This window comes from Pseudomonas sp. CFBP 5748 (genome assembly GCF_053850495.1).
In genome coordinates, this window is the sequence record NZ_JBSPTN010000009.1 from 200,887 (window position 1) to 223,057 (window position 22,171).

Annotated in this window: 25 protein-coding genes; 4 read left to right on the plus strand and 21 right to left on the minus strand. The window is 57.0% G+C overall.

All coding sequences use genetic code 11. The features are described from left to right. The first annotated feature begins 85 nt into the window (after positions 1-85). Both ACWNZ1_RS21290 and ACWNZ1_RS21295 read left to right on the plus strand, forming a co-directional pair. Positions 86-940, plus strand: a complete 855-nt coding sequence (locus tag ACWNZ1_RS21290) for a hypothetical protein (protein WP_456027882.1) — start codon at positions 86-88, stop codon at positions 938-940. Positions 941-1,083: 143 nt separating this feature from the next. Continuing rightward, positions 1,084-1,707, plus strand: a complete 624-nt coding sequence (locus tag ACWNZ1_RS21295; protein WP_280944437.1) for a hypothetical protein — start codon at positions 1,084-1,086, stop codon at positions 1,705-1,707. A gap of 105 nt (positions 1,708-1,812) precedes the next feature. On the opposite strand, the gene ACWNZ1_RS21300 is transcribed toward ACWNZ1_RS21295, so the two are convergent. Together ACWNZ1_RS21300 and ACWNZ1_RS21305 are read right to left on the minus strand one after the other, a co-directional pair. Further along, complete coding sequence (locus tag ACWNZ1_RS21300) at positions 1,813-4,197, minus strand: glycoside hydrolase family 31 protein (RefSeq protein WP_256453841.1); 2,385 nt, start codon at positions 4,195-4,197, stop codon at positions 1,813-1,815. Beyond that, positions 4,194-5,510 (minus strand): MFS transporter, encoded by a 1,317-nt coding sequence (locus tag ACWNZ1_RS21305; RefSeq protein ID WP_135847424.1) that lies wholly within the window; start codon positions 5,508-5,510, stop codon positions 4,194-4,196. The genes ACWNZ1_RS21300 and ACWNZ1_RS21305 overlap by 4 nt, the downstream gene beginning before the upstream one ends. Before the next feature lie 211 nt (positions 5,511-5,721). On the opposite strand from ACWNZ1_RS21305, the gene ACWNZ1_RS21310 reads away from it, so the two are divergent. Continuing rightward, positions 5,722-6,789 (plus strand): LacI family DNA-binding transcriptional regulator, encoded by a 1,068-nt coding sequence (locus ACWNZ1_RS21310; protein WP_256453842.1) that lies wholly within the window; start codon positions 5,722-5,724, stop codon positions 6,787-6,789. 78 nt (positions 6,790-6,867) lie between these two features. Here ACWNZ1_RS21310 and ACWNZ1_RS21315 read toward each other — a convergent pair whose 3' ends face one another. Together ACWNZ1_RS21315 and ACWNZ1_RS21320 are read right to left on the minus strand one after the other, a co-directional pair. Continuing rightward, positions 6,868-7,389: a single-stranded DNA-binding protein gene (locus ACWNZ1_RS21315; protein WP_003206078.1), complete on the minus strand. Its 522-nt coding sequence runs from the start codon at positions 7,387-7,389 to the stop codon at positions 6,868-6,870. 9 nt (positions 7,390-7,398) lie between these two features. Next, the gene (locus ACWNZ1_RS21320) at positions 7,399-8,796 is read right to left on the minus strand and encodes an MFS transporter (protein ID WP_135847426.1); all 1,398 of its coding nucleotides are present in this window, start codon (positions 8,794-8,796) and stop codon (positions 7,399-7,401) included. A 179-nt stretch (positions 8,797-8,975) separates the two neighbouring features. Between ACWNZ1_RS21320 and uvrA the strand changes: the two genes are divergently transcribed. After that, positions 8,976-11,810, plus strand: a complete 2,835-nt coding sequence (gene uvrA / locus ACWNZ1_RS21325; protein WP_135847427.1) for an excinuclease ABC subunit UvrA — start codon at positions 8,976-8,978, stop codon at positions 11,808-11,810. Positions 11,811-11,882: 72 nt separating this feature from the next. Here the strand turns inward: uvrA and bfr are convergent, their stop codons facing one another. From bfr to rplE, 17 genes are all read right to left on the minus strand, one after another. Continuing rightward, positions 11,883-12,347, minus strand: coding sequence for a bacterioferritin (bfr, locus tag ACWNZ1_RS21330; RefSeq protein WP_135847428.1), 465 nt, complete (start codon positions 12,345-12,347; stop codon positions 11,883-11,885). 158 nt (positions 12,348-12,505) lie between these two features. After that, entirely contained in the window at positions 12,506-13,954 is a 1,449-nt protein-coding gene (locus ACWNZ1_RS21335) for a catalase (RefSeq protein ID WP_135847429.1), read from the minus strand. Positions 13,955-14,191: 237 nt separating this feature from the next. After that, on the minus strand, positions 14,192-14,578 hold the full coding sequence (rplQ, locus tag ACWNZ1_RS21340) for a 50S ribosomal protein L17 (RefSeq protein WP_003176402.1): 387 nt from the start codon (positions 14,576-14,578) through the stop codon (positions 14,192-14,194). A gap of 42 nt (positions 14,579-14,620) precedes the next feature. Beyond that, the gene (locus ACWNZ1_RS21345; protein WP_003186012.1) at positions 14,621-15,622 is read right to left on the minus strand and encodes a DNA-directed RNA polymerase subunit alpha; all 1,002 of its coding nucleotides are present in this window, start codon (positions 15,620-15,622) and stop codon (positions 14,621-14,623) included. 22 nt (positions 15,623-15,644) lie between these two features. Next, positions 15,645-16,265 carry a 30S ribosomal protein S4 gene (gene rpsD, locus ACWNZ1_RS21350; RefSeq protein ID WP_003176404.1) on the minus strand — a complete coding sequence of 207 codons (621 nt, stop codon included), beginning with the start codon at positions 16,263-16,265 and terminating at the stop codon, positions 15,645-15,647. An 18-nt stretch (positions 16,266-16,283) separates the two neighbouring features. Further along, positions 16,284-16,673 carry a 30S ribosomal protein S11 gene (gene rpsK / locus ACWNZ1_RS21355; protein ID WP_002555466.1) on the minus strand — a complete coding sequence of 130 codons (390 nt, stop codon included), beginning with the start codon at positions 16,671-16,673 and terminating at the stop codon, positions 16,284-16,286. 30 nt (positions 16,674-16,703) lie between these two features. Further along, positions 16,704-17,060, minus strand: a complete 357-nt coding sequence (rpsM, locus tag ACWNZ1_RS21360) for a 30S ribosomal protein S13 (protein ID WP_003186020.1) — start codon at positions 17,058-17,060, stop codon at positions 16,704-16,706. A gap of 130 nt (positions 17,061-17,190) precedes the next feature. Beyond that, positions 17,191-17,307, minus strand: coding sequence for a 50S ribosomal protein L36 (gene rpmJ / locus ACWNZ1_RS21365; RefSeq protein WP_002555468.1), 117 nt, complete (start codon positions 17,305-17,307; stop codon positions 17,191-17,193). Between the two features lie 30 nt (positions 17,308-17,337). Next, positions 17,338-18,666 (minus strand): preprotein translocase subunit SecY, encoded by a 1,329-nt coding sequence (secY, locus tag ACWNZ1_RS21370; RefSeq protein WP_015097035.1) that lies wholly within the window; start codon positions 18,664-18,666, stop codon positions 17,338-17,340. Next, positions 18,667-19,104 carry a 50S ribosomal protein L15 gene (gene rplO, locus ACWNZ1_RS21375; protein WP_003186032.1) on the minus strand — a complete coding sequence of 146 codons (438 nt, stop codon included), beginning with the start codon at positions 19,102-19,104 and terminating at the stop codon, positions 18,667-18,669. A gap of 3 nt (positions 19,105-19,107) precedes the next feature. Beyond that, entirely contained in the window at positions 19,108-19,284 is a 177-nt protein-coding gene (gene rpmD / locus ACWNZ1_RS21380) for a 50S ribosomal protein L30 (RefSeq protein WP_003186033.1), read from the minus strand. 2 nt (positions 19,285-19,286) lie between these two features. Further along, positions 19,287-19,787 (minus strand): 30S ribosomal protein S5, encoded by a 501-nt coding sequence (gene rpsE, locus ACWNZ1_RS21385; RefSeq protein ID WP_003186035.1) that lies wholly within the window; start codon positions 19,785-19,787, stop codon positions 19,287-19,289. Between the two features lie 3 nt (positions 19,788-19,790). After that, complete coding sequence (rplR, locus tag ACWNZ1_RS21390) at positions 19,791-20,141, minus strand: 50S ribosomal protein L18 (RefSeq protein ID WP_003186037.1); 351 nt, start codon at positions 20,139-20,141, stop codon at positions 19,791-19,793. Positions 20,142-20,151: 10 nt separating this feature from the next. After that, a complete protein-coding gene (gene rplF, locus ACWNZ1_RS21395) occupies positions 20,152-20,685 on the minus strand; it encodes a 50S ribosomal protein L6 (protein ID WP_003186039.1) in 534 nt (177 codons plus the stop codon). 12 nt (positions 20,686-20,697) lie between these two features. Then, positions 20,698-21,090: a 30S ribosomal protein S8 gene (gene rpsH, locus ACWNZ1_RS21400; protein ID WP_003186040.1), complete on the minus strand. Its 393-nt coding sequence runs from the start codon at positions 21,088-21,090 to the stop codon at positions 20,698-20,700. Positions 21,091-21,300: 210 nt separating this feature from the next. Next, a complete protein-coding gene (gene rpsN, locus ACWNZ1_RS21405) occupies positions 21,301-21,606 on the minus strand; it encodes a 30S ribosomal protein S14 (protein ID WP_003186042.1) in 306 nt (101 codons plus the stop codon). A 13-nt stretch (positions 21,607-21,619) separates the two neighbouring features. Next, positions 21,620-22,159 (minus strand): 50S ribosomal protein L5, encoded by a 540-nt coding sequence (rplE, locus tag ACWNZ1_RS21410; RefSeq protein ID WP_003186044.1) that lies wholly within the window; start codon positions 22,157-22,159, stop codon positions 21,620-21,622. Between the last annotated feature and the right edge of the window lie 12 nt (positions 22,160-22,171).

Sequence of the window (22,171 nt, forward strand, 5' to 3'; positions counted from 1 at the left end):
GGCAGTTATCCCCCTGTGGGAGCTCGCTCCCACAGGTTTGGATTGCCATTCCCTGTAGCCCTGTTGCGTGCGTGGTACCTACCCGATGCAAGTCTTCAACTGTGTTCCCTTTATCGGCGACGGCGTGGAAACAGCGCTCGATCCCCGTCGCTTCCCCTATCTGTTCAACGACCACGGGCTGGCACAGCCGAGTGCCCAGGTGCGTGGCAACCTGATCCCCCTCAGCCCCGAGGACCCGGCCCTATCCCTGGGCACTCGCTACTCCGGCATCAGTTGGAGGGAGCGTGAGGTTCCAACGAACAGCGGTTCCTACTGGATCAAGACGTTCGATTTCCACGCCAGCGAAGTGCACTACGAGCCGATCTGGGCAACCCGGGAAACGGCGCAGGCCTTCGGCATGACTCTGCTCGGCAACGGCGAATGCCTGCGTTTCGAGTACGACCAACTGATTCTGGGCCAATACACCTACGGTAAATGGGCGGGTCACCAGTCGCCCTACCTGGGCCCGACACGTCAGCGCGAGCTGCTGACGTACAACCCGACCGACCTCGAATACCACAACTTTCCCCACGCGTTTTTTTCCCGCTATGGACGTTTGCCGCTGGTGATCAGCGTCGCCCGCTGGCGGCCTGGGTCCAGGGAGATTTATCTGGCTGACCTGTGGCTGCGGCCCGGTGATGCGCTGGTTCTGCCACCCAAGCATTATCCCGACATTGCCCCCAGTGACGCCCACGGCGTCGAAAACTGGCCGGCCGTCGTGGACATGCATGGCAATCGAAATTCGGCGTTGGCTTGCTGGTTCGGGGAAGGTGAGGACTGTTTGCTGACCGAGACGATCCTGGCCAACTCGACATTGATGAGCTCCCCTCATGGCAAACCGCACTATCACGAAGAAAAAACGCCGACGCGCCATGAATTACCGGCGAATTATCGGCCGTGAAGATGGCGGCACGGCAGGTCAGGCAGAAAAACCTGGATTGGCGGGGCCAGGAAGAACCCAACCTCGGGCGAACTGTTTTTTACCTAGGCGTGCCTGAGGAATAACGATAAGAATGGCCTGGTATTTTACCAAGAGCCTGCCGCATGAAACGCAAACGCCCGCCGCGCCTGGTCGACTCCCCCTTCCCGACCGACACCGCCGCATCAGCGCCACGGCATCCGCCTACTTGGGATTGCTCAAGCGACGTACCCAGGCCGGGATACCTGGGCACCATGCTGTACGCCGTGGCGGTATTGCTGGCCTTGCCGGTCTACGGACTGGCAGTCCTATCGATGAAGCTGTTTCATGTCGGACAAAGCCTGTCGCCCATTCATACAAGAGTGATCGAAGATCCCCTGTTTTTAACGCTCATGTTCATCAGCACATTCGTGGCCGTCTGCATCCTCAAATGGCTCGCCTGTGCGCCTGAAGTGCTCGGTTTCTGCTTTGACGAGCGCCAGCAACGCCTCACCTTCACCCAGCGCCGCCGTGCCCGACAAAGCACCGAAGAATGCGTGCCGTACAGCGACATCCATTCCATCCGGCCTTACATAACGACCGCTTCCGCCAATGTTTGTCACTTTGAGGTGTGCTTCGCCGGGGCCAATGGCAAGCCGATCGCACTGCGGTTTGGGGATGTAACCGTGCGGGACATGGCGTTCCATGCCGCGTGGTTGAGACAGTCGATTGGCGAGAGGATGCAGGAGGTATTGGATCTGGATTTGTGAGCCGAGGCAGGGAAACTCGTATGCACGGTTCTTAGGAGAGATGAAAGCCTCCGATGCCCCTTGAACCTGCCCTCCCGGACTGGGAGGGCAAGACTTCTCAGGGGATCAATGAAGTTCATGCTCCGCAATGTCGGCCAACGTTAAAGCGCAGTCGCTATGGCCGTTGATTCTCAGGGTTCTCGCATCCGTTCCCTTCAAGGACACCTCGAGCTGCTCCCACGCCGGACAAAAATCCCCTGTTTTAGAGATCTTCAAATCAATGAAGTCCAGGCCATATTCAATGGTCCATCTGATCACCAGGCTATTGCCGTTTTTCCAGCCATGACTGATGCCGTCATCTTCAAATAACACGCCGCTGGAGGTGCCTGAAGGTGCAGGAAAAATCACCAGCTCGCGACGCCGATCAAGCGAGGGATCATTAAGCTTGTGGCACTCACCGGTCGCTATCGCAGCGCCCCCTCGCACCAACAATGGCAAACGTTCCAAAGGCGCATCCAGAGAAACGTATTGGCCGCCTTCGTACCAGCCACCGGTATGCCAGTCGCACCATCCTGTCGCGTTCAGGGGCAGCCACACCTCGCGCTCGCGTGCGCCCTCCTCTACCACGCTGGCGACGAGAACGTCTCGGCCCAGAAGGAACTCGTCGTTTTCCTCGAACGTTTGAAAGTCGTGCTCGTGGTCAAGAAACGTGGGGCGCAAAATGGGCTCATCTTCGTGACTGGCTTGCCACAGCAAGGTATAGAAATAAGGCATCAACCTGTATCTGAGCGCAATAGCGTCACGGACCGCATCGGTGACCGTTGGATGCATCCATGGCTCATTGACGGTGCCATCGTCGTTCCAGGAGTGAATGGTGAAGCGCGGGTGCATCACACCATTCTGGACCCAACGGACAAACAGTTCGGGGTCCGGTTTATTACCGGAGAACCCACCCACGTCATGCCCCACGTTGTACAACCCCGACAGGCTCATGCCCAGGCCCATGCGGGTGTTGTAGCGGAGTGTTTTCCAGTTGGTTCGGTTATCACCGCTCCAGGTCTGAACATAGCGCTGCATGCCGGCGCAACCTGAGCGTGAGATGAGGTAGGGCCGCTCTGACGGTGAGAAGCGCTGTTGTGCCTCTAAAGACGCTCTCATCATCAGCAATGCCATGACGGGCCGGATATGTTTGATGGCTATCTCGCGCCCGAAGCCTTGGCAGCGCGCCTCGCCATCCCACACTTCGAATTCATTGTTATCGTTCCACGTAGATTCAATGCCCAGTTCCAAAAGCTGTGACCTGACATTTGATTGCCACCAACTGACAGTGTCCGGGTTGGTGAAGTCCAGATGAGAGCCCTCATCGTCCCAGAAGACCGACCGCTCTGGCCTGTCGTGTTCAGAGTCGGTAATGAACATCTTTTGATTGGCCACCTCGGCGTAGCGCGGGTGGTCCTGCAGGAGACAAGGCTTTATGTTGGCAATCAGTCTGACGCCGGCATCACGGTAGGCCTGGGCAAGCGCCTTGGGGTCCGGGACTTTTTCATGGTTCCAGTTGAACACATAGCGTTTTTCGCCAATGGAGGTGTACCCGGATGACAGTTGAAAAGAGTCACAGGGAATATCGTGCCGACGGCACAGATCAAGAAACTCCAGCAACTGTTCCTGGGCATTTTCGGCATCGGTGTAACGCATGGTTGAGCCGCTGTAGCCCAGGCTCCATTTAGGTAGAAACAAGGTGCGTCCGGTCAGGCGAACGAAAGCCTTTGTCACATCCAGTATGCGCGGGCCTGCCAGTACCCAGTAGTCGAGGTCGCCGGCCTCCGCTTTGTACCGACGATAGGGCCGGTGATAATTATCCAGCTCGTTACCCAGATCAAACAGGCTGGTGTTCAGGTTGTCATAAAACATCCCGAAGCTGGCGTGTTCCTGGTGCGTGATGACAAAAGGAATGTGCTTGTACAGCGGGTCGGTGCTCGCAGCGTCATATCCCATTGCATCCAGGTTACGCATTTCAAAACGCCGGCCGGTGCGGTTCAAGTCGCCGGTTTTTTCGCCGAGCCCGTAGTAGCGATGTTCGGGCGCGCGAAGCTGGTAGTGCTCCAGGCCTTCACCATGAGCGTCAAGCGAATAGGCACCGGTGGGCCGATCCGAGACCAACGGCTTCCAGCGCTGGCCATCATGGTATTCCCACTGTAACCACAGCGGCTGATTCACAGTGATGCGGAGTTTTTTGGTGGTGAGCACCAACCGGTCCTGAAACGCTTCGACCCGGTACGCGGGCAAAGAGAAATCCGCTACCGACTCGCGGGACCGGCCCTCCCAGGCGACGTCCTCCCGGGGTGCAATGCTCCAGGTCCGATCCAGTGCCAACGCCCCTGCACGCAGAAGCAGAACACGCGCCAAACCGTCTTCAAGAATATAGATTCGGAATAGATGTCGGCCCTCAACCAGCAGCTCGATATAACCTTTTTCCTGGGCCTGTAACGTCCAGACTTTAAGTGATTTCATTGTGCACGCACCGCTTTAGGTTTGGACGCTCTGTCTGCGATAAACAAGATCATGAAAAACGCACCTATAAAATCAAAGAGCCCCATTGCAATGAACAATGGGTTGAATCCTATTTTGTCCACGCTGACACCGATGATCAGCGAGAAAATAAAGCTGGCAATCCAGGCACAGGAGCCTCGCATTCCGTTAACCGTCGCCAACTCATCCCGATCAAACGTTTCGACGACCAGCGCACTTAACATGCAAGAAATAATCTGGTGGCCAAAACCGCCGACTGAAATAAGCGCAATCGCAACATAGGGGTCTTGCACCTGAGTCATCACGGCCAACGAAAACATCAGGAACGCGCCGGTGATTGAACTGGCGACTATCGAGTTCACCCGGGTGCATTTGAAAAAACGATGGTAAGCGCGTGACAGATAACCGCTGGCGATACTGCCCAAGTCCGCGGCCAGAAACGGAACCCAGGCAAACAGTACGATTTGCTTAAGGTCCATTCCTCTTTCGTTGGCCAGATACAGCGGCACCCAAAAACTCATGACCGCCCATGCCGGTTCTGCCATGAAGGCGGGAAGCGCGATACCGTAAAACCGCTTGTCCCGGCCAATCTTTTTCAACGCTTTAAAAAAGGGCATTTGCTGGCCGATTTTTTCGCCGTCTTGTTGGATATGCTTCAACTCATTGGGCGATAAGCGCGGGTGGATATTGGGGGCGTGGTAGAGCCATGCCCAGACGGCGGCCCAGACCAGGCCGATCCCCCCGGAGATTAGAAATGCGCCCTGCCAGCCCAGAGACACATGAGCCAGATAGATAATGGGAGGGGCGAGCATGGCCCCCAAGGAAAAGCCAACCCCTGCCCAACCTGCGGCGATAGGTCGTTCTTTTTTTGGAAACCAATCCCCTATCGCCTTGGCATTGGCTGGTGTAGCCGCAGCCTCCGAAGCGCCCATAAAAAAACGCAAAATCGCCAGATGCACCCAACTCGCGGCCCCGGCATGCAGAAGGCACATCACCGACCATATGACAGCGCATACCACAAAGCCGAGCTTGAGCCCGATCGCATCGATCAGCCATCCGCAGATGGGTTGGAAAACGGTATAGGCAAGTTGGAAAGAAGCGACCACCCACGAGTATTGTTCAGTGGACATGTTGAACGTGGTTTTTAGTTCCGGCGCCAATATGCCTAATGAATTGCGGGTTATGTAGTTTACGGTGACGCCGAGCAAAAACAGGGAAAGCATCCACCAACGCAGATGTGGGATGAATGTTCGCTTGGCCGAAAGTCGAGCATTGCGTTCGATATCGATAGTCATCAATTCTTCGCCTGTCGCCGGATTTTCCGGCGTTTTGTTTTTATTTGAGGCTTGACGCTATGGCAACGGCTCATGACTCGTACAGAAGTAAGCGTGTATAAACTTACATTCTCTTTCACCCTGGCTCGGCAAAGACCCAAGGACGCTAGGCTTGCTGGCCCTTTTCTGCTATGAAAGCTTTTACATAAATTGTCTCAATGGATAAGCCGCGGTGGGGAAATTACACATTGCTGAAATCGCGGCACAGACTGGCCTGTCCATAGCGACGGTGTCCCGGGTGCTTGCAGGCAAATCAAATACCCGCCCGGCGACGAGAGAAAAAGTGCTGGCGGCGGCTCGTCAGAGGGGCGTGATGGAAGACCTCGCCCATGGTCGTTTCCTGCTCAACGGGCTGACCCTCTTCGCGCCCTCGCGGGCCTTCAACGTACGCTCTGATATCTTCTACTACAAAGTTATCCAGGGCATCACGCAGGCGGTCGCGCAGCATGATGTTCGAGTCCGCTACTGTGAGCTCGAAGAGGTCGATAGCGACGCATTATTGTTTTTGGAAAAGATGAATCAGAAGGACACCGATGCGGCGATCCTGATTGGTATTGATGATCCGCACATACACCAACTTGCGGCCGACCTCAGCAAGCCGACGGTGTTGATCAACTGCATCGATCGCAGCATGCGCCTGCCCTCGATATCACCCGACCACTTTTTAATCGGTCATTATTCGATGAATTATCTATTTCAGATGGGCCATCGAAATGTACTGACCCTCCAGTGTCTCAGGCGGTACACGATGGACCTTCGAATACGTGGAATTCGTGACGCATGGAAGGAGCAAAATCTCGAGTTTGTCGAAGCGAAACACCTAATAATTTCCGAAGGTTTCGGCAGTGCTGAATCTGAAGCGCAGGTGGCGGCCTTCATGGAAAACTGCGCACCCGAAGACCGACCGACTGCCATCCTGGCCGGGGGCGACTTTATGGCAGCCGGGGCAGTTAAAGCGCTCCAGAATGCTGGCCTGAGGGTTCCTCACGATGTTTCAGTGATGAGCATGGACGGGTTCAACCTGGCGGACATCAACGATATACCGCTCACGACGCTTCACGTGCCCCGCGATGAATTGGGTGCAGAAGCGATAAGGGTATTAAGACAGCAGCTTTTCGAACCGCGATCTCCTCGTGGCAATCTTCTGCTCGGTGGGCGACTCATCACCGGCAGCTCAGTGCGACGCATCAAGCACAGCGCCAAGCAAACGCCGGTCTATCAGAAGATTATTTATGACTGATTACACTGCCAAAAACGCGAAACCCCCGCATGGCGGGGGTCTCAGGCCTAAACTTTACAAAATAGTCTTAGGTAGGAATTAGAACGGAATATCGTCATCAAAGCTGTCGAAATCCGGAGCCGGTTGCGGCGCGGCTTGTTGCGGGGCCGGGCGCTCGCGTTGTGGCTGTGGCGCCGACTGTGGACGAGGCGCCTGCTGACGCGGGGCCGGAGCCGACTGCTGGTAGTTGTTGCCACCTTGCTGTTGGTCGCCCTGTGGACGGCCGCCCAGCAGTTGCATGGTGCCTTGCATGTCGACCACGATTTCAGTGGTGTAACGCTTGATACCGTCTTTTTCCCACTCGCGGGTCTGCAGCTTGCCTTCGATGTACACCTGCGAACCTTTGCGCAGGTATTCGCCGGCGATCTCCGCCACTTTGCCGAACATCGACACGCGGTGCCATTCGGTCTTCTCGACCTTCTGGCCGGTCTGCTTGTCGGTCCACTGCTCGCTGGTCGCCAGACTCAGGTTGGTCACGGCGTTGCCGTTGGGCAGGTAGCGAACCTCAGGATCCTGGCCGCAAGTACCGACCAATATGACTTTGTTAACCCCACGGGCCATAACGTTCTCCTAGGCTTCGCACGTAGTCGGGGCCGGGTTATTCACCAGGCGCTCGAGCGTCGCGCGATCCAATAATTCGGTGTCGAGTTTGATATACACGGCCGCCTCGTCGGCGACCACCACTGCATCGGTTACTCCAACGACGGCCTTCAGACGCTCGGTCAGGCCAGCCTCACGAATCGCCTCGGGCGATAAGGGCAAGCGCAGGCTCGTCACATAGGGAGGTTCGCGCATGGTAACAGCAAAAAGCAGCCAAAGTGCAGCCAGCGCGGCGCAACCCAGGAACACAACCGACAAACCGCCATGCTGGAACAGCCAGCCGCCGAGGATCCCGCCCAACGCCGAACCCAGGAACTGGCTGGTGGAGTAAACCCCCATCGCCGTACCTTTGCCGCCCGCCGGTGAAACCTTGCTGATCAGCGACGGCAGCGATGCCTCCAGCAGATTGAACGCGGTGAAGAACACCACCGTGCCGATCACCAGGGCCCGCAAGCTATCGCCGAACTGCCAGAAGAATAGCTCAGTGAGCATCAGCGTCATGACGGCGCCGAGCAAAACTCGTTTCATTTTGCGTCGCTTCTCGCCATAGATGATGAACGGGATCATGGCGAAGAACGAAATCAGCAACGCGGTCAGGTACACCCACCAGTGCTGCTCCTTGGGCAGGCCGGCTTTCTCCACCAGCGCCAGGGGCAAGGCCACGAAACTGGACATGAGCATGGCGTGGAGCACGAAAATGCCCAGGTCCAGGCGCAGCAGATCCGGGTGCTTGAGCGTTGGGATCAGCGCCTGGCGGGCCACCCCGGATTCGCGGTGCTGCAACGGCCCGGTGGAGTGCGGCACCATGAACGCCACGATCAGGATGCCCACCAGCGCCATGGCCCCGGTGGCCAGGAACAGCCCCGACAAGCCAAAGGCACGGGTCAGCAAGGGGCCTACCACCATGGCGACAGCGAACGACAGACCGATTGTCATGCCGATCATGGCCATGGCCTTGGTCCGGTGCTGTTCGCGGGTCAAGTCCGACAGCAGCGCCATGACAGCGGCGGAAATAGCCCCGGCACCTTGCAGGATTCGTCCGGCGATCACCCCCCAGATCGAATCGGCATTGGCCGCCAGCACACTGCCCAGGGCGAAGACGATCAACCCCAGGTAGATCACCGGACGCCGGCCGATGCGGTCGGAAATGACCCCGAACGGGATCTGGAAAATCGCCTGGGTCAGGCCGTAAGCGCCAATCGCCAACCCGATGAGGGCCGGGGTCGCGCCCGCCAGGTCCATGCCATAGGTCGCCAACACCGGCAACACCATGAACATGCCCAGCATACGGAAGGCGAACACCAGGGCAAGGCCGCTTGCCGCGCGGGTCTCACCGCTACTCATGTGTTCGCTGTGGGGATCTTGCATGGAAAAACCTCATGTGAACCGGCGGCGATTCTACCAGTCCCATCGATTGAGAGGGTATATGGCGACCGTTTGCCGCGCAGTCTTCATGTATGGCTGCAAACTCACTTTCAATAGTGTGCATCCATCCAGTATTTGCCCGTATACTCCTACGTTTTCGACGCCCGCCGAGCGAGGCCACTTTGGACAAGATCCTGATTCGTGGGGCCCGTACCCACAACCTGAAGAACATCGACCTGACCCTGCCACGGGACAAACTGATCGTCATCACCGGCCTGTCCGGATCCGGCAAATCATCCCTGGCCTTCGACACCCTGTACGCCGAAGGCCAGCGACGCTATGTCGAATCGCTGTCGGCCTATGCCCGGCAGTTCCTGTCGATGATGGAAAAACCCGACGTCGACACCATCGAAGGCCTGTCGCCGGCGATCTCCATCGAACAGAAGTCGACCTCCCATAACCCACGGTCGACAGTCGGCACCATCACCGAGATCTACGACTACCTGCGCCTGCTGTATGCGCGAGTGGGCATCCCCCGCTGCCCCGACCACGACATTCCCCTGGAAGCCCAGACCGTCAGCCAGATGGTCGACCTGGTGCTGGCGCAACCGGAAGGCAGCAAGCTGATGCTGCTGGCGCCGGTGATTCGCGAGCGCAAGGGCGAGCACCTGATGGTCTTCGAGGAACTGCGCGCCCAGGGCTTCGTGCGGGCCCGGGTCAACGGCAAGCTGTGCGAGCTGGACGAACTGCCGAAGCTGGATAAACAGAAGAAGCATTCGATCGACGTGGTGGTCGACCGCTTCAAGGTTCGCGCCGACCTGCAACAGCGCCTGGCCGAATCCTTCGAGACGGCGCTGAAGCTGGCCGATGGCATCGCCCTGGTGGCGCCGATGGACGACGAACCCGGCGAAGAGATCATCTTCTCCGCGCGCTTCGCCTGCCCGATCTGCGGTCATGCCATCAGCGAACTGGAACCCAAGCTGTTTTCCTTCAACAACCCAGCCGGCGCCTGCCCGACCTGCGATGGCCTGGGGGTCAAGCAGTTCTTCGACACCAAACGCCTGGTCAACGGCGAACTGACCTTGGCCGAAGGCGCGATCCGCGGCTGGGACAGGCGCAACGTCTATTACTTCCAGATGCTTGGGTCGCTGGCGGCCCACTACAAGTTCAGCCTGGACGAGCCGTTCAACGAACTGCCCGCCGACCAGCAGAAATTCATCCTGCATGGCAGCGGCTCGCAGAATGTCGACTTCAAATACCTGAACGACCGCGGCGATATCGTCAAACGCTCCCACCCGTTCGAAGGCATCGTGCCGAACCTGGAGCGGCGCTACCGCGAGACCGAGTCGGCGAGCGTGCGCGAAGAGCTGGCCAAGTTCCTCAGCACCCAGCCCTGCCCCGATTGCCGTGGCACCCGCTTGCGTCGCGAAGCGCGGCATGTGTGGGTTGGCGAAAAGACCTTGCCGGCGGTGACCAACCTGCCGATCGGCGATGCCACCGATTACTTCGGCGGCTTGAAACTCACTGGTCGTCGTGGAGAAATCGCCGACAAGATCCTCAAGGAAATCCGCGAGCGCCTGCAGTTTCTGGTAAACGTCGGCCTGGATTACCTGACCCTCGATCGCAGCGCAGACACCTTGTCCGGCGGTGAAGCCCAGCGTATCCGCCTGGCCAGCCAGATCGGTGCTGGCCTGGTCGGGGTGATGTACATCCTCGACGAGCCGTCGATTGGCCTGCACCAGCGGGACAATGATCGACTGCTCGGCACCCTGAAGCACCTGCGGGACATCGGCAATACGGTGATCGTGGTCGAGCACGATGAAGACGCCATTCGCCTGGCCGATTACGTGGTGGACATCGGCCCGGGCGCGGGGGTGCATGGCGGGCATATCGTTGCCCAAGGCACTGCTGCCGAGGTCATGGCGCATCCCGATTCCCTGACCGGTAAATACCTGTCGGGCCGGGTGAAGATCAAGGTGCCGGCCAAGCGCACACCGCGCAACAAGAAGCTGTCGCTGACCCTCAAGGGCGCCCGTGGCAACAACTTGCGCAACGTTGACCTGGAAATCCCGATTGGCCTGCTGACCTGCGTCACCGGCGTGTCCGGCTCCGGCAAATCGACGCTGATCAACAACACCCTGTTCCCCCTCAGCGCCACGGCCCTCAACGGCGCCACCACCCTGGAAGCTGCCGCCCACGACAGCATCAAGGGCCTGGAGCACCTGGATAAGGTCGTCGATATCGACCAGAGCCCGATCGGTCGTACACCGCGCTCCAACCCGGCGACCTACACCGGGCTGTTCACACCGATCCGCGAACTGTTCGCCGGCGTGCCGGAATCGCGCTCCCGGGGCTACGGCCCTGGTCGCTTCTCGTTCAACGTCAAGGGCGGGCGCTGCGAAGCCTGCCAGGGCGATGGCCTGATCAAGGTGGAGATGCACTTCCTGCCGGACATCTACGTGCCGTGCGACGTGTGCAAGAGCAAGCGCTACAACCGCGAAACCCTGGAGATCAAGTACAAGGGCAAGAACATCCACGAAACCCTCGAGATGACCATCGAGGAAGCCCGGGTGTTCTTCGACGCGGTGCCGGCACTGGCGCGCAAGCTCCAGACGCTGATGGATGTCGGCCTGTCGTACATCAAGCTGGGGCAGTCGGCAACGACCTTATCCGGCGGCGAGGCCCAGCGGGTCAAGTTGTCCCGTGAACTGTCCAAGCGCGACACCGGCAAGACCCTGTACATCCTCGACGAGCCGACCACTGGCCTGCACTTCGCCGATATCCAGCAATTGCTCGACGTGCTGCATCGCCTGCGCGACCACGGCAACACCGTGGTGGTGATCGAACACAACCTGGATGTGATCAAGACCGCTGACTGGCTGGTGGACCTGGGGCCGGAAGGCGGCTCCAAGGGCGGTCAGATCATCGCGGTAGGCACACCGGAGCAAGTGGCCGAGATGAAGCAGTCATACACCGGCTACTACCTCAAGCCGTTGCTGGAGCGTGATCGGGACTGATTCCTCCCCGAACACGAAAAAGCCCCTGTCATCTCATCAATGACAGGGGCTTTTTGTTTTTCTGTGGGAGCGTCAGAACTGCGACTGCAGGTAGTTCTCCAACCCGATCAACTTGATCAAGCCCAACTGCTTCTCCAGCCAGTAGGTATGGTCTTCTTCGGTATCGTTGAGCTGAATGCGCAGGATCTCGCGAGTCACGTAGTCGTTGTGCTGCTCGCAGAGTTCAATGCCTTTGCACAGCGCCGCGCGGACTTTGTATTCCAGGCGCAGGTCGGCGGCGAGCATGTCAGGCACGGTGGCGCCGATGTCCAGGTCATCCGGACGCATGCGCGGTGTGCCTTCAAGCATCAGGATCCGGCGCATCAGCGCATCGGCGTGCTGCGTCTCTTCTTCCATCTCATGGTTGATACGTTCGTAGAGCTCGGTAAAACCCCAATCCTCGTACATCCGCGAGTGGATGAAATATTGATCACGGGCTGCCAGTTCGCCTGTCAGCAGCGTGTTGAGGTAATCGATTACGTCTGGGTGACCTTGCATCGCCCTACATCTCCACAAGCTTTGAAAGGCTCTAGTTTGAACCAAGCTGACTGCAAGGTCACGGGGACATCGCAATAAAAGCGAAGAAAATCCGAGAAAACCAGGCTAAATAACGCAAAAACCGCCCTAATGAGGGCGGTTCTGCTTCTCGTTTAGACTTAGTTAAGCTGTACGCCCAACGCCTTTGCGATACCTTCTCCATAAGCGACGTCCGCCTTGAAGAAATGCTGCAGTTGACGGTCAACGACATCCGCCGATACACCGCCCATCGCACCGGCGATGTTGCTGATCAGCAGGGCTTTCTGCTCATCGCTCATCAAGCGGAACAGCGCACCGGCGTGGCTGTAGTAGTCGGTGTCTTCACGATGATCGTAACGATCCGCTGCACCACTGAGGGCCAATGCCGGTTCCGCATAACGTGGAGCCTGCTTCGGCGCTTCCACGAAGCTATTGGGCTCGTAGTTCGGTGCTGCGCCACCATTGCTGCCGAATGCCATGGCGCCGTCGCGCTGGTAGCTGTTAACCGGGCTGCGCGGGGCATTCACCGGCAATTGCTGGTGGTTGGTGCCAACACGGTAGCGGTGCGCATCGGCGTAGGCGAATACACGACCTTGCAGCATACGGTCGGGAGAGAGACCAACACCCGGTACCATGTTGCTCGGCCCGAACGCCGCCTGCTCGACTTCGGCAAAGTAGTTCAGCGGATTACGGTTGAGTTCGAGTTCACCCACTTCGATCAACGGAAACTCTTTCTGCGACCAGGTCTTGGTCACGTCGAACGGATTCTCGTAATGGGCCGCGGCCTGAGCCTCGGTCATGATCTGGATGCAGACGCTCCATTTCGGGAACTCACCGCGCTCGATCGCATTGAACAGGTCACGCTGGGCGTAGTCCGGATCGGTACCCGCCAGGCGTGCGGCTTCGGCCGGCGCAAGGTTCTTGATCCCTTGCTTGGTTTTGTAGTGCCACTTCACCCAGTGACGCTCACCCTGCGCACTGAGCAGGCTATAGGTATGGCTGCCGAAGCCGTGCATGTGACGGTAGCCGTCAGGAATGCCACGATCAGAGAACAGAATAGTGATCTGGTGCAGCGCCTCAGGCGAGTGCGACCAGAAATCCCACATCATCTGGGCGCTTTTCAGGTTGCTTTGCGGCAGACGTTTCTGAGTGTGGATGAAATCCGGGAATTTCAACGGATCGCGAATGAAGAACACCGGCGTGTTGTTGCCAACGATGTCCCAGTTTCCTTCCTCGGTGTAGAACTTCAGGGCAAAACCACGTGGATCGCGTTCGGTGTCGGCCGAACCACGCTCACCACCCACGGTGGAAAACCGCAGGAAGGTTGGGGTTTGTTTGCCAACAGACTCGAACAGCTTGGCGCTGGTGTATTGAGTGATGTCCCGGGTGACGGTGAATGTGCCATAGGCGCCCGAACCCTTGGCGTGCACGCGACGCTCGGGGATGTTCTCGCGATTGAAGTGAGCAAGCTTCTCGATCAGGTGGAAATCATCGAGCAGCAACGGGCCACGCGGGCCGGCGGAGCGAGAATTCTGGTTATCGGCGACAGGAGCGCCGCTGGCGGTCGTAAGCGTTTTGGTCTGGCTCATGCTCAATCTTCCTAGGTCGGTCTTCAAACTGCCGGCTAATCGGCTGGAAAGGAGTATTGATCAACAATCATGACGTCTACAAATTCATTAAATTGCGGACATCCATAGAAAATAACTACCAATACCTCCAACACCCATAGTGCCGCCCCTCTCCCGTGGAAGCTTGTACGAATAGACTTTTCTTACGCCCACAAAAAACCGGGCACTAGGCCCGGTTCTTCGTTACAGACTGTCGTCTTACTCGGCGCTTACAGCTTCGCCGGCAGTAGCACGATCAACCAACTCGACGTACGCCATAGGCGCGTTGTCGCCAGCGCGGAAACCGCACTTGAGGATGCGCAGGTAGCCACCCTCACGGGTAGCGTAACGCTTGCCCAGGTCGTTGAAGAGCTTACCAACGATAGCTTTCGAGCGAGTACGGTCGAAAGCCAGACGGCGGTTAGCCAGGCTGTCTGTCTTGGCCAAAGTGATCAGCGGCTCAGCAACGCGGCGCAGTTCTTTGGCTTTCGGCAGTGTAGTTTTGATCAGCTCGTGCTCGAACAGCGACACCGCCATGTTTTGGAACATGGCCTTGCGGTGCGAGCTGGTGCGGCTCAGGTGACGACCACTTTTACGATGACGCATGGTTCATTCCTTACCAAACACAACGTTCGGTGATTACGACGATCAGGCAGTCGCCTTGTCGTCCTTCTTAAGACTTGCAGGCGGCCAGTTGTCGAGGCGCATGCCGAGGGACAGACCGCGGGAGGCCAGAACGTCCTTGATTTCAGTCAAGGATTTCTTGCCAAGGTTCGGAGTCTTCAACAGCTCTACTTCGGTACGCTGAATCAGGTCGCCGATGTAGTAGATGTTTTCCGCCTTAAGGCAGTTAGCCGAACGTACAGTCAGTTCCAGATCGTCAACCGGGCGAAGCAGGATCGGATCGATCTCGTCTTCCTGCTCGACAACCACTGGCTCACTGTCACCTTTGAGGTCGACGAACGCAGCCAACTGCTGTTGCAGGATGGTTGCAGCGCGGCGAATAGCCTCTTCAGGATCCAGGGTACCGTTGGTTTCCAGATCAATAACCAGCTTGTCCAGGTTGGTACGCTGTTCGACACGGGCGTTTTCCACCACGTATGCGATACGGCGAACCGGGCTGAACGAAGAGTCAAGCTGCAAGCGACCGATGCTGCGGCTTTCGTCTTCATCGCTCTGACGCGAGTCTGCCGGTTCATAACCACGACCACGAGCTACGGTGAGCTTCATGTTCAGGGCGCCGTTAGACGCCAGGTTAGCGATTACGTGATCGGGGTTAACGATCTCGACATCATGATCCAGCTGAATATCGGCAGCGGTAACCACCCCCGAACCCTTCTTCGACAAGGTCAGCGTAACTTCGTCACGACCGTGCAGCTTGATAGCCAGACCTTTAAGGTTCAACAGGATTTCAATTACGTCTTCCTGTACGCCTTCGATGGCGCTGTACTCATGGAGCACACCGTCAATCTCGGCCTCGACTACTGCACAGCCGGGCATTGAGGACAACAGGATGCGGCGCAGCGCGTTGCCCAGGGTGTGGCCGAAACCACGCTCGAGAGGCTCGAGTGTGATCTTGGCGCGGGTTGGACTGACAACCTGCACATCAATATGGCGGGGTGTCAGGAACTCATTTACCGAAATCTGCATGGATGCACCTATTTTCTAGCCCTTACTTGGAGTAGAGCTCGACAATCAGGCTTTCGTTGATGTCGGCGGACAGATCACTGCGAGCAGGAACGTTCTTGAAAACGCCCGACTTCTTCTCAGTGTCTACTTCTACCCATTCTACGCGGCCACGTTGGGCACACAGATCGAGAGCTTGGACAATGCGAAGTTGGTTCTTTGCTTTCTCGCGAACAGCAACCACGTCACCAGCACGAACCTGGTAGGACGGAACGTTTACGGTCTGACCGTTAACGCTGATCGACTTGTGCGATACCAGCTGACGGGATTCGGCACGAGTAGAACCGAAACCCATACGGTATACAACGTTGTCCAGACGGCATTCGAGCAGTTGCAACAGGTTTTCGCCGGTTGCACCTTTCTTGCCAGCAGCTTCTTTGTAGTAGCCGCTGAATTGACGCTCGAGAACGCCGTAGATACGACGGACCTTCTGCTTTTCACGCAGTTGGGTGCCGTAATCGGACTGGCGACCGCGGCGTTGGCCGTGGATACCAGGTGCTGCTTCAATGTTGCACTTCGATTCGATCGCGCGCACGCCGCTCTTCAGAAAGAGATCGGTGCCTTCGCGACGAGCGAGTTTGCATTTTGGACCAATGTAACGAGCCATTCTTTACAATCTCCTGGATTACACGCGGCGCTTCTTCGGCGGACGGCACCCGTTGTGCGGGATTGGCGTCACGTCGGTGATGCTGGCGATCTTGTAGCCACAGCCGTTCAAAGCGCGGACTGCGGATTCACGACCTGGACCTGGACCTTTGACATTGACGTCGAGGTTTTTCAGGCCGTATTCCAGCGCAGCTTGACCAGCACGCTCAGCAGCTACTTGAGCAGCGAACGGGGTGGACTTGCGGGAACCGCGGAAACCCGAACCACCGGAGGTAGCCCAGGAAAGAGCGTTACCTTGACGGTCGGTAATGGTCACGATGGTGTTGTTAAAAGAAGCATGGATGTGGGCGATGCCATCAACCACTGTCTTTTTAACTTTTTTACGAGGACGAGCAGCAGGTTTTGCCATGATTAAATTCCTGTCGATTCGCTGGGGCGATTACTTGCGGATCGGCTTACGCGGACCTTTACGGGTACGCGCGTTGGTCTTGGTACGCTGACCGCGTACTGGCAGACCACGACGATGACGCAGACCGCGATAGCAACCGAGGTCCATCAAGCGCTTGATTTTCATGTTGATTTCGCGACGCAGGTCACCTTCAGTGGTGAACTTCGCCACTTCGCCACGCAGCTGTTCAATCTGCTCGTCGCTCAGATCTTTGATCTTTGCCGCTGGGTTGACCCCAGTCACTGCACAAATTTTCTGTGCAGTAGTGCGACCAACACCATAGATGTAGGTCAGCGAGATAACAGTATGCTTGTTATCTGGAATGTTAACGCCTGCAATACGGGCCATTCAGTGGGACTCCAATTGACAGCTACCTACGCCCCGGAAGCCAAGAAATAGGGCGCGAGATAATATCGCTGTAATAACAAATAATCAACCCGGCAGCGCACTAGCTGCCGGGCTTAAAGCACAATCACACTCAGCCTTGGCGCTGTTTGTGACGCGGTTCCGCGCTGCAAATTACCCGAACAACACCTTCGCGGCGAATAATCTTGCAGTTACGGCACAGCTTTTTCACCGATGCACGAACTTTCATCACCAACTCCTCGAACCTTATGGACGCTACTCAGCGCAACATGCCGCTGCCGTAGCCCTTCAGGTTGGCTTTCTTCATCAGGGATTCGTACTGGTGCGAAACGAGGTGCGATTGTACTTGGGACATGAAGTCCATCACAACCACGACCACGATCAGCAACGAGGTCCCGCCAAGGTAGAACGGTACGTTTGCCGCAACCACCAGAAACTGGGGCAACAGACAGACGGCCGTCATGTAAAGAGCACCGAACATGGTCAAGCGAGTCAGAACGCCATCAATGTAGCGCGCAGACTGCTCACCTGGACGGATGCCCGGAATAAAGGCACCGGACTTCTTCAGGTTTTCCGCTACGTCTTTCGGATTGAACATCAACGCCGTATAGAAGAAGCAGAAGAAAATAATCCCTGCACTAAACAGCAGAATATTCAACGGCTGACCAGGAGCGATCGACTGCGAGATGTCCTGCAACCAGCCCATACCTTCAGACTGGCCGAACCAGGCACCCAACGAAGCCGGGAACAGCAGGATGCTGCTCGCGAAAATAGCCGGAATTACGCCGGCCATGTTCACCTTCAACGGCAAGTGGCTGGTCTGCGCAGCAAACACCTTGCGGCCCTGCTGACGCTTGGCGTAGTGAACAGCAATACGACGCTGACCACGCTCAATGAACACCACGAAACCGATAATCGCTACTGCCAGCAAACCGATGGCAACCAGGGCGAAAATGTTGATATCACCCTGACGCGCAGACTCGAAAGACTGCCCGATCGCTCTCGGAAGACCGGCGACGATACCTGCGAAGATCAACATCGAGATACCGTTGCCAACACCACGCTCAGTGATCTGCTCACCCAGCCACATCATAAACATCGCACCCGCCACAAACGTGGTTACCGCGACGAAATGGAAGCTGAAGTCAGCAGTGAACGATACGCCCTGCCCCGCCAGGCCAATGGACATGCCAATGGCCTGAACGAGAGCGAGGACGACAGTGCCGTAGCGGGTGTACTGGCTGATCTTGCGACGGCCAGCTTCACCTTCCTTCTTCAACTGCTCCAGCTGCGGGCTGACGGCGGTCATCAGTTGCATGATGATCGATGCCGAAATGTACGGCATGATCCCCAGTGCAAAGATGCTCATCCGTTCCAGCGCGCCGCCGGAAAACATGTTGAACAAGCTAAGAATGGTCCCCTCATTCTGTCGAAACAGGTCCGCGAGTCGGTCCGGGTTGATACCTGGAACCGGGATGTGTGCGCCTATTCGGTAGACGATAATCGCCAGGAACAGAAAACGCAGACGAGCCCAGAGTTCAGACATACCGCCTTTGCCGAGCGCAGAGAGAGCACCTTGCTTAGCCATTTATTCCTCGAACTTGCCGCCAGCTGCTTCGATAGCCGCACGCGCACCTTTGGTGGCGCCGATTCCCTTTCCGATGGTGACAGCACGAGCAACTTCGCCCGACAGCATGATTTTCACACGCTGTACGTTCTGGTTGATCACGTTGGCATCCTTCAGGGACTGCACGGTGACGATGTCGCCATCCACTTTAGCCAGCTCGGACAGACGCACTTCTGCGCGATCCATGGCCTTCAGGGAAACGAAACCGAACTTCGGCAGGCGACGATGCAGCGGCTGTTGACCGCCTTCAAAGCCTGGAGCAATGGTGCCACCGGAGCGGGAGGTCTGACCTTTGTGGCCACGGCCACCGGTCTTGCCCAAACCACTACCGATACCACGGCCCGGACGATGCTTTTCGCGACGGGAACCCGGCGCTGGACTCAGATCATTGAGTTTCATCGATTAACCCTCGACACGCAGCATGTAGTAAGCCTTGTTGATCATCCCGCGATTCTCGGGAGTATCCAGGACTTCTACAGTGTGACCGATGCGACGCAGACCCAGACCCTTAACGCACAATTTGTGGTTAGGGATGCGGCCGGTCATGCTTTTGATCAGCGTAACTTTTACGGTAGCCATGATCAGAAGATCTCCTTGACGCTTTTGCCACGCTTGGCGGCAATGGATTCAGGAGACTGCATTGCTTTCAAACCCTTGAAAGTGGCGTGAACCACGTTTACCGGGTTAGTCGAGCCGTAGCACTTGGCCAGAACGTTCTGAACGCCAGCAACTTCGAGGACAGCACGCATAGCGCCGCCAGCGATGATACCGGTACCTTCAGAAGCAGGCTGCATGTACACCTTCGAAGCGCCATGGGCAGACTTCATTGCGTACTGCAGAGTGGTGCCGTTCAGATCAACCTGGATCATGTTGCGGCGAGCAGCTTCCATTGCCTTCTGGATCGCAGCAGGCACTTCACGCGACTTGCCACGGCCGAAGCCAACACGGCCCTTACCATCACCTACCACGGTCAACGCGGTGAAAGTGAAGATACGGCCGCCTTTAACGGTTTTGGCTACGCGGTTAACTTGAACCAGCTTCTCGATGTAGCCTTCGTCGCGCTTTTGGTCGTTATTTGACATAACTTAGAACTCCAGCCCAGCTTCACGAGCAGCATCAGCCAGCGCCTTGACGCGACCGTGGTACTTGAAGCCAGAGCGGTCGAAAGCCACCTGCGAGACGCCAGCGGCTTTTGCACGCGTAGCGACCAGCTGGCCAACCTTAGTGGCCGCGTCGATGTTGCCAGTGGCGCCATCACGCAGTTCTTTATCCAAAGTCGAGGCACTTGCCAGGACTTTGTTGCCGTCGGCCGAAATGACCTGGGCGTAGATGTGCTGCGACGAGCGGAACACGCAGAGACGCACGACTTCGAGTTCGTGCATTTTCAGGCGTGCTTTGCGAGCGCGACGCAGTCGAGTAACTTTTTTGTCGGTCATTTGCTATGCCCTACTTCTTCTTGGCTTCTTTACGACGGACGACTTCGTCCGCGTAGCGCACACCTTTGCCTTTGTACGGCTCTGGTGGACGGAAGTCGCGGATCTCGGCGGCCACTTGACCTACCAGCTGCTTGTCGATGCCCTTGATCAGGATATCGGTCTGGCTAGGAGTCTCAGCGGTGATGCCTTCCGGCAGTTCATAATCCACTGGGTGCGAGAAGCCAAGAGCCAGGTTCAGCACTGTGCCTTTTGCTTGCGCTTTGTAACCAACACCGACCAGCTGGAGCTTGCGCTCGAAGCCTTGGCTTACGCCTTGGACCATGTTGTTTACCAACGCACGAGTGGTACCAGCCATTGCGCGAGTCTGTTGATCGCCATTGCGAGCAGCGAAACGCAGCTCACCAGCTTCTTCAACGATCTCAACGGACGAATGGATGTTCAGTTGCAGAGTGCCCTTGGCACCCTTCACCGAAAGCTGTTGGCCTGCGAATTTGACTTCGACACCGGCTGGCAGCTTAACGGGGTTCTTAGCGACGCGTGACATGCTTATCCCCCCTTAGAACACAGTGCAAAGAACTTCGCCGCCGACACCGGCAGCGCGCGCAGCACGATCCGTCATCACACCTTTGTTGGTGGAGACGATAGACACACCGAGACCGCCACGAACTTTTGGCAGATCATCGACGGACTTGTACTGACGCAGGCCTGGACGGCTAACGCGCTTCACTTCCTCGATGACCGGACGGCCTTCGAAGTACTTCAGCTCGATGGACAGCAGTGGCTTGATTTCGCTGCTGATCTGATAACCCGCAATGTAACCTTCGTCCTTCAGGACTTTGGCAACAGCTACCTTCAAAGTAGAAGATGGCATGCTTACGACGGACTTTTCAGCCATCTGGGCATTACGGATACGAGTTAGCATGTCCGCTAACGGGTCCTGCATACTCATGGGCTAGACGCTCCTAATACACAAAAAATTAGCCTTTCGGCTACTACGTGTCGCCGAGTACATCCGCGCAATAAAAGCACGGGCTCAGGCGAGCCGGGTATTCTAGACACACCCCACAAATGAATCAAGCCCCAAAAGGGGCTTGATTCAAGTTCAAGGTCACCGGTGGTCAGGATCTTGCGACCCTGGACACCGAGACTTTGACAGTGCTTACCAGCTGGCTTTAACCAGACCTGGAACGTCACCACGCATTGCAGCTTGACGCAGCATGTTACGGCCGAGGCCGAACTTGCGGTACACGCCGTGCGGACGACCAGTCAGGCGGCAGCGGTTACGCATGCGCGAAGCGCTTGCGTCACGTGGCTGCTTCTGCAGTGCTACGGTAGCTTCCCAACGCGCTTCTGGACTTGCGTTCAGATCAACGATGATAGCTTTCAGCGCTGCACGCTTGGTGGCGTACTTGGCAACGGTGAGCTGACGCTTCAGCTCACGGTTTTTCATGCTCTTCTTGGCCATTTTCCTACTCCAATCAGTTGCGGAACGGGAATTTGAAAGCGCGCAGCAGTGCGCGACCTTCGTCATCCGTCCGAGCAGTGGTGGTCAGGGTAATGTCCAGACCGCGGAGAGCATCGATCTTGTCGTAATCGATTTCCGGGAAAATGATCTGCTCTTTAACGCCCATGCTGTAGTTACCACGACCATCGAAGGACTTGGCATTCAGGCCGCGGAAGTCGCGAACCCGAGGCAGGGAGATCGACAGCAGACGATCCAGGAACTCGTACATACGCTCACGGCGCAGGGTCACTTTGACGCCGATCGGCCAACCTTCACGGACTTTAAAGCCAGCGATGGATTTCCGAGCGTAAGTCACAACGACTTTCTGACCGGTGATCTTTTCCAGGTCGGCAACAGCGTGCTCGATGACTTTTTTGTCGCCGATCGCTTCGCCCAGACCCATGTTCAGGGTGATTTTGGTAACGCGCGGAACTTCCATCACGTTCGAAAGCTTAAGTTCTTCCTTAAGTTTCGGTGCGATTTCCTTCCGGTAAATCTCTTTTAGTCGTGCCATGGTCTTCTACCT

What these genes read in the sequence shown, in the direction of transcription:
- ACWNZ1_RS21290 (WP_456027882.1), top strand. Translation starts at nt 86, where the DNA reads ATGCAAGTCTTCAACTGTGTTCCCTTTATCGGCGACGGCGTGGAAACA.
- ACWNZ1_RS21295 (WP_280944437.1), top strand. Translation starts at nt 1,084, where the DNA reads ATGAAACGCAAACGCCCGCCGCGCCTGGTCGACTCCCCCTTCCCGACC.
- ACWNZ1_RS21300 (WP_256453841.1), bottom strand. Translation starts at nt 4,197, where the DNA reads ATGAAATCACTTAAAGTCTGGACGTTACAGGCCCAGGAAAAAGGTTAT.
- ACWNZ1_RS21305 (WP_135847424.1), bottom strand. Translation starts at nt 5,510, where the DNA reads ATGACTATCGATATCGAACGCAATGCTCGACTTTCGGCCAAGCGAACA.
- ACWNZ1_RS21315 (WP_003206078.1), bottom strand. Translation starts at nt 7,389, where the DNA reads ATGGCCCGTGGGGTTAACAAAGTCATATTGGTCGGTACTTGCGGCCAG.
- ACWNZ1_RS21320 (WP_135847426.1), bottom strand. Translation starts at nt 8,796, where the DNA reads ATGCAAGATCCCCACAGCGAACACATGAGTAGCGGTGAGACCCGCGCG.
- bfr (WP_135847428.1), bottom strand. Translation starts at nt 12,347, where the DNA reads ATGCAAGGTCACCCAGACGTAATCGATTACCTCAACACGCTGCTGACA.
- ACWNZ1_RS21335 (WP_135847429.1), bottom strand. Translation starts at nt 13,954, where the DNA reads ATGAGCCAGACCAAAACGCTTACGACCGCCAGCGGCGCTCCTGTCGCC.
- rplQ (WP_003176402.1), bottom strand. Translation starts at nt 14,578, where the DNA reads ATGCGTCATCGTAAAAGTGGTCGTCACCTGAGCCGCACCAGCTCGCAC.
- ACWNZ1_RS21345 (WP_003186012.1), bottom strand. Translation starts at nt 15,622, where the DNA reads ATGCAGATTTCGGTAAATGAGTTCCTGACACCCCGCCATATTGATGTG.
- rpsD (WP_003176404.1), bottom strand. Translation starts at nt 16,265, where the DNA reads ATGGCTCGTTACATTGGTCCAAAATGCAAACTCGCTCGTCGCGAAGGC.
- rpsK (WP_002555466.1), bottom strand. Translation starts at nt 16,673, where the DNA reads ATGGCAAAACCTGCTGCTCGTCCTCGTAAAAAAGTTAAAAAGACAGTG.
- rpsM (WP_003186020.1), bottom strand. Translation starts at nt 17,060, where the DNA reads ATGGCCCGTATTGCAGGCGTTAACATTCCAGATAACAAGCATACTGTT.
- rpmJ (WP_002555468.1), bottom strand. Translation starts at nt 17,307, where the DNA reads ATGAAAGTTCGTGCATCGGTGAAAAAGCTGTGCCGTAACTGCAAGATT.
- secY (WP_015097035.1), bottom strand. Translation starts at nt 18,666, where the DNA reads ATGGCTAAGCAAGGTGCTCTCTCTGCGCTCGGCAAAGGCGGTATGTCT.
- rplO (WP_003186032.1), bottom strand. Translation starts at nt 19,104, where the DNA reads ATGAAACTCAATGATCTGAGTCCAGCGCCGGGTTCCCGTCGCGAAAAG.
- rpmD (WP_003186033.1), bottom strand. Translation starts at nt 19,284, where the DNA reads ATGGCTACCGTAAAAGTTACGCTGATCAAAAGCATGACCGGCCGCATC.
- rpsE (WP_003186035.1), bottom strand. Translation starts at nt 19,787, where the DNA reads ATGTCAAATAACGACCAAAAGCGCGACGAAGGCTACATCGAGAAGCTG.
- rplR (WP_003186037.1), bottom strand. Translation starts at nt 20,141, where the DNA reads ATGACCGACAAAAAAGTTACTCGACTGCGTCGCGCTCGCAAAGCACGC.
- rplF (WP_003186039.1), bottom strand. Translation starts at nt 20,685, where the DNA reads ATGTCACGCGTCGCTAAGAACCCCGTTAAGCTGCCAGCCGGTGTCGAA.
- rpsH (WP_003186040.1), bottom strand. Translation starts at nt 21,090, where the DNA reads ATGAGTATGCAGGACCCGTTAGCGGACATGCTAACTCGTATCCGTAAT.
- rpsN (WP_003186042.1), bottom strand. Translation starts at nt 21,606, where the DNA reads ATGGCCAAGAAGAGCATGAAAAACCGTGAGCTGAAGCGTCAGCTCACC.
- rplE (WP_003186044.1), bottom strand. Translation starts at nt 22,159, where the DNA reads ATGGCACGACTAAAAGAGATTTACCGGAAGGAAATCGCACCGAAACTT.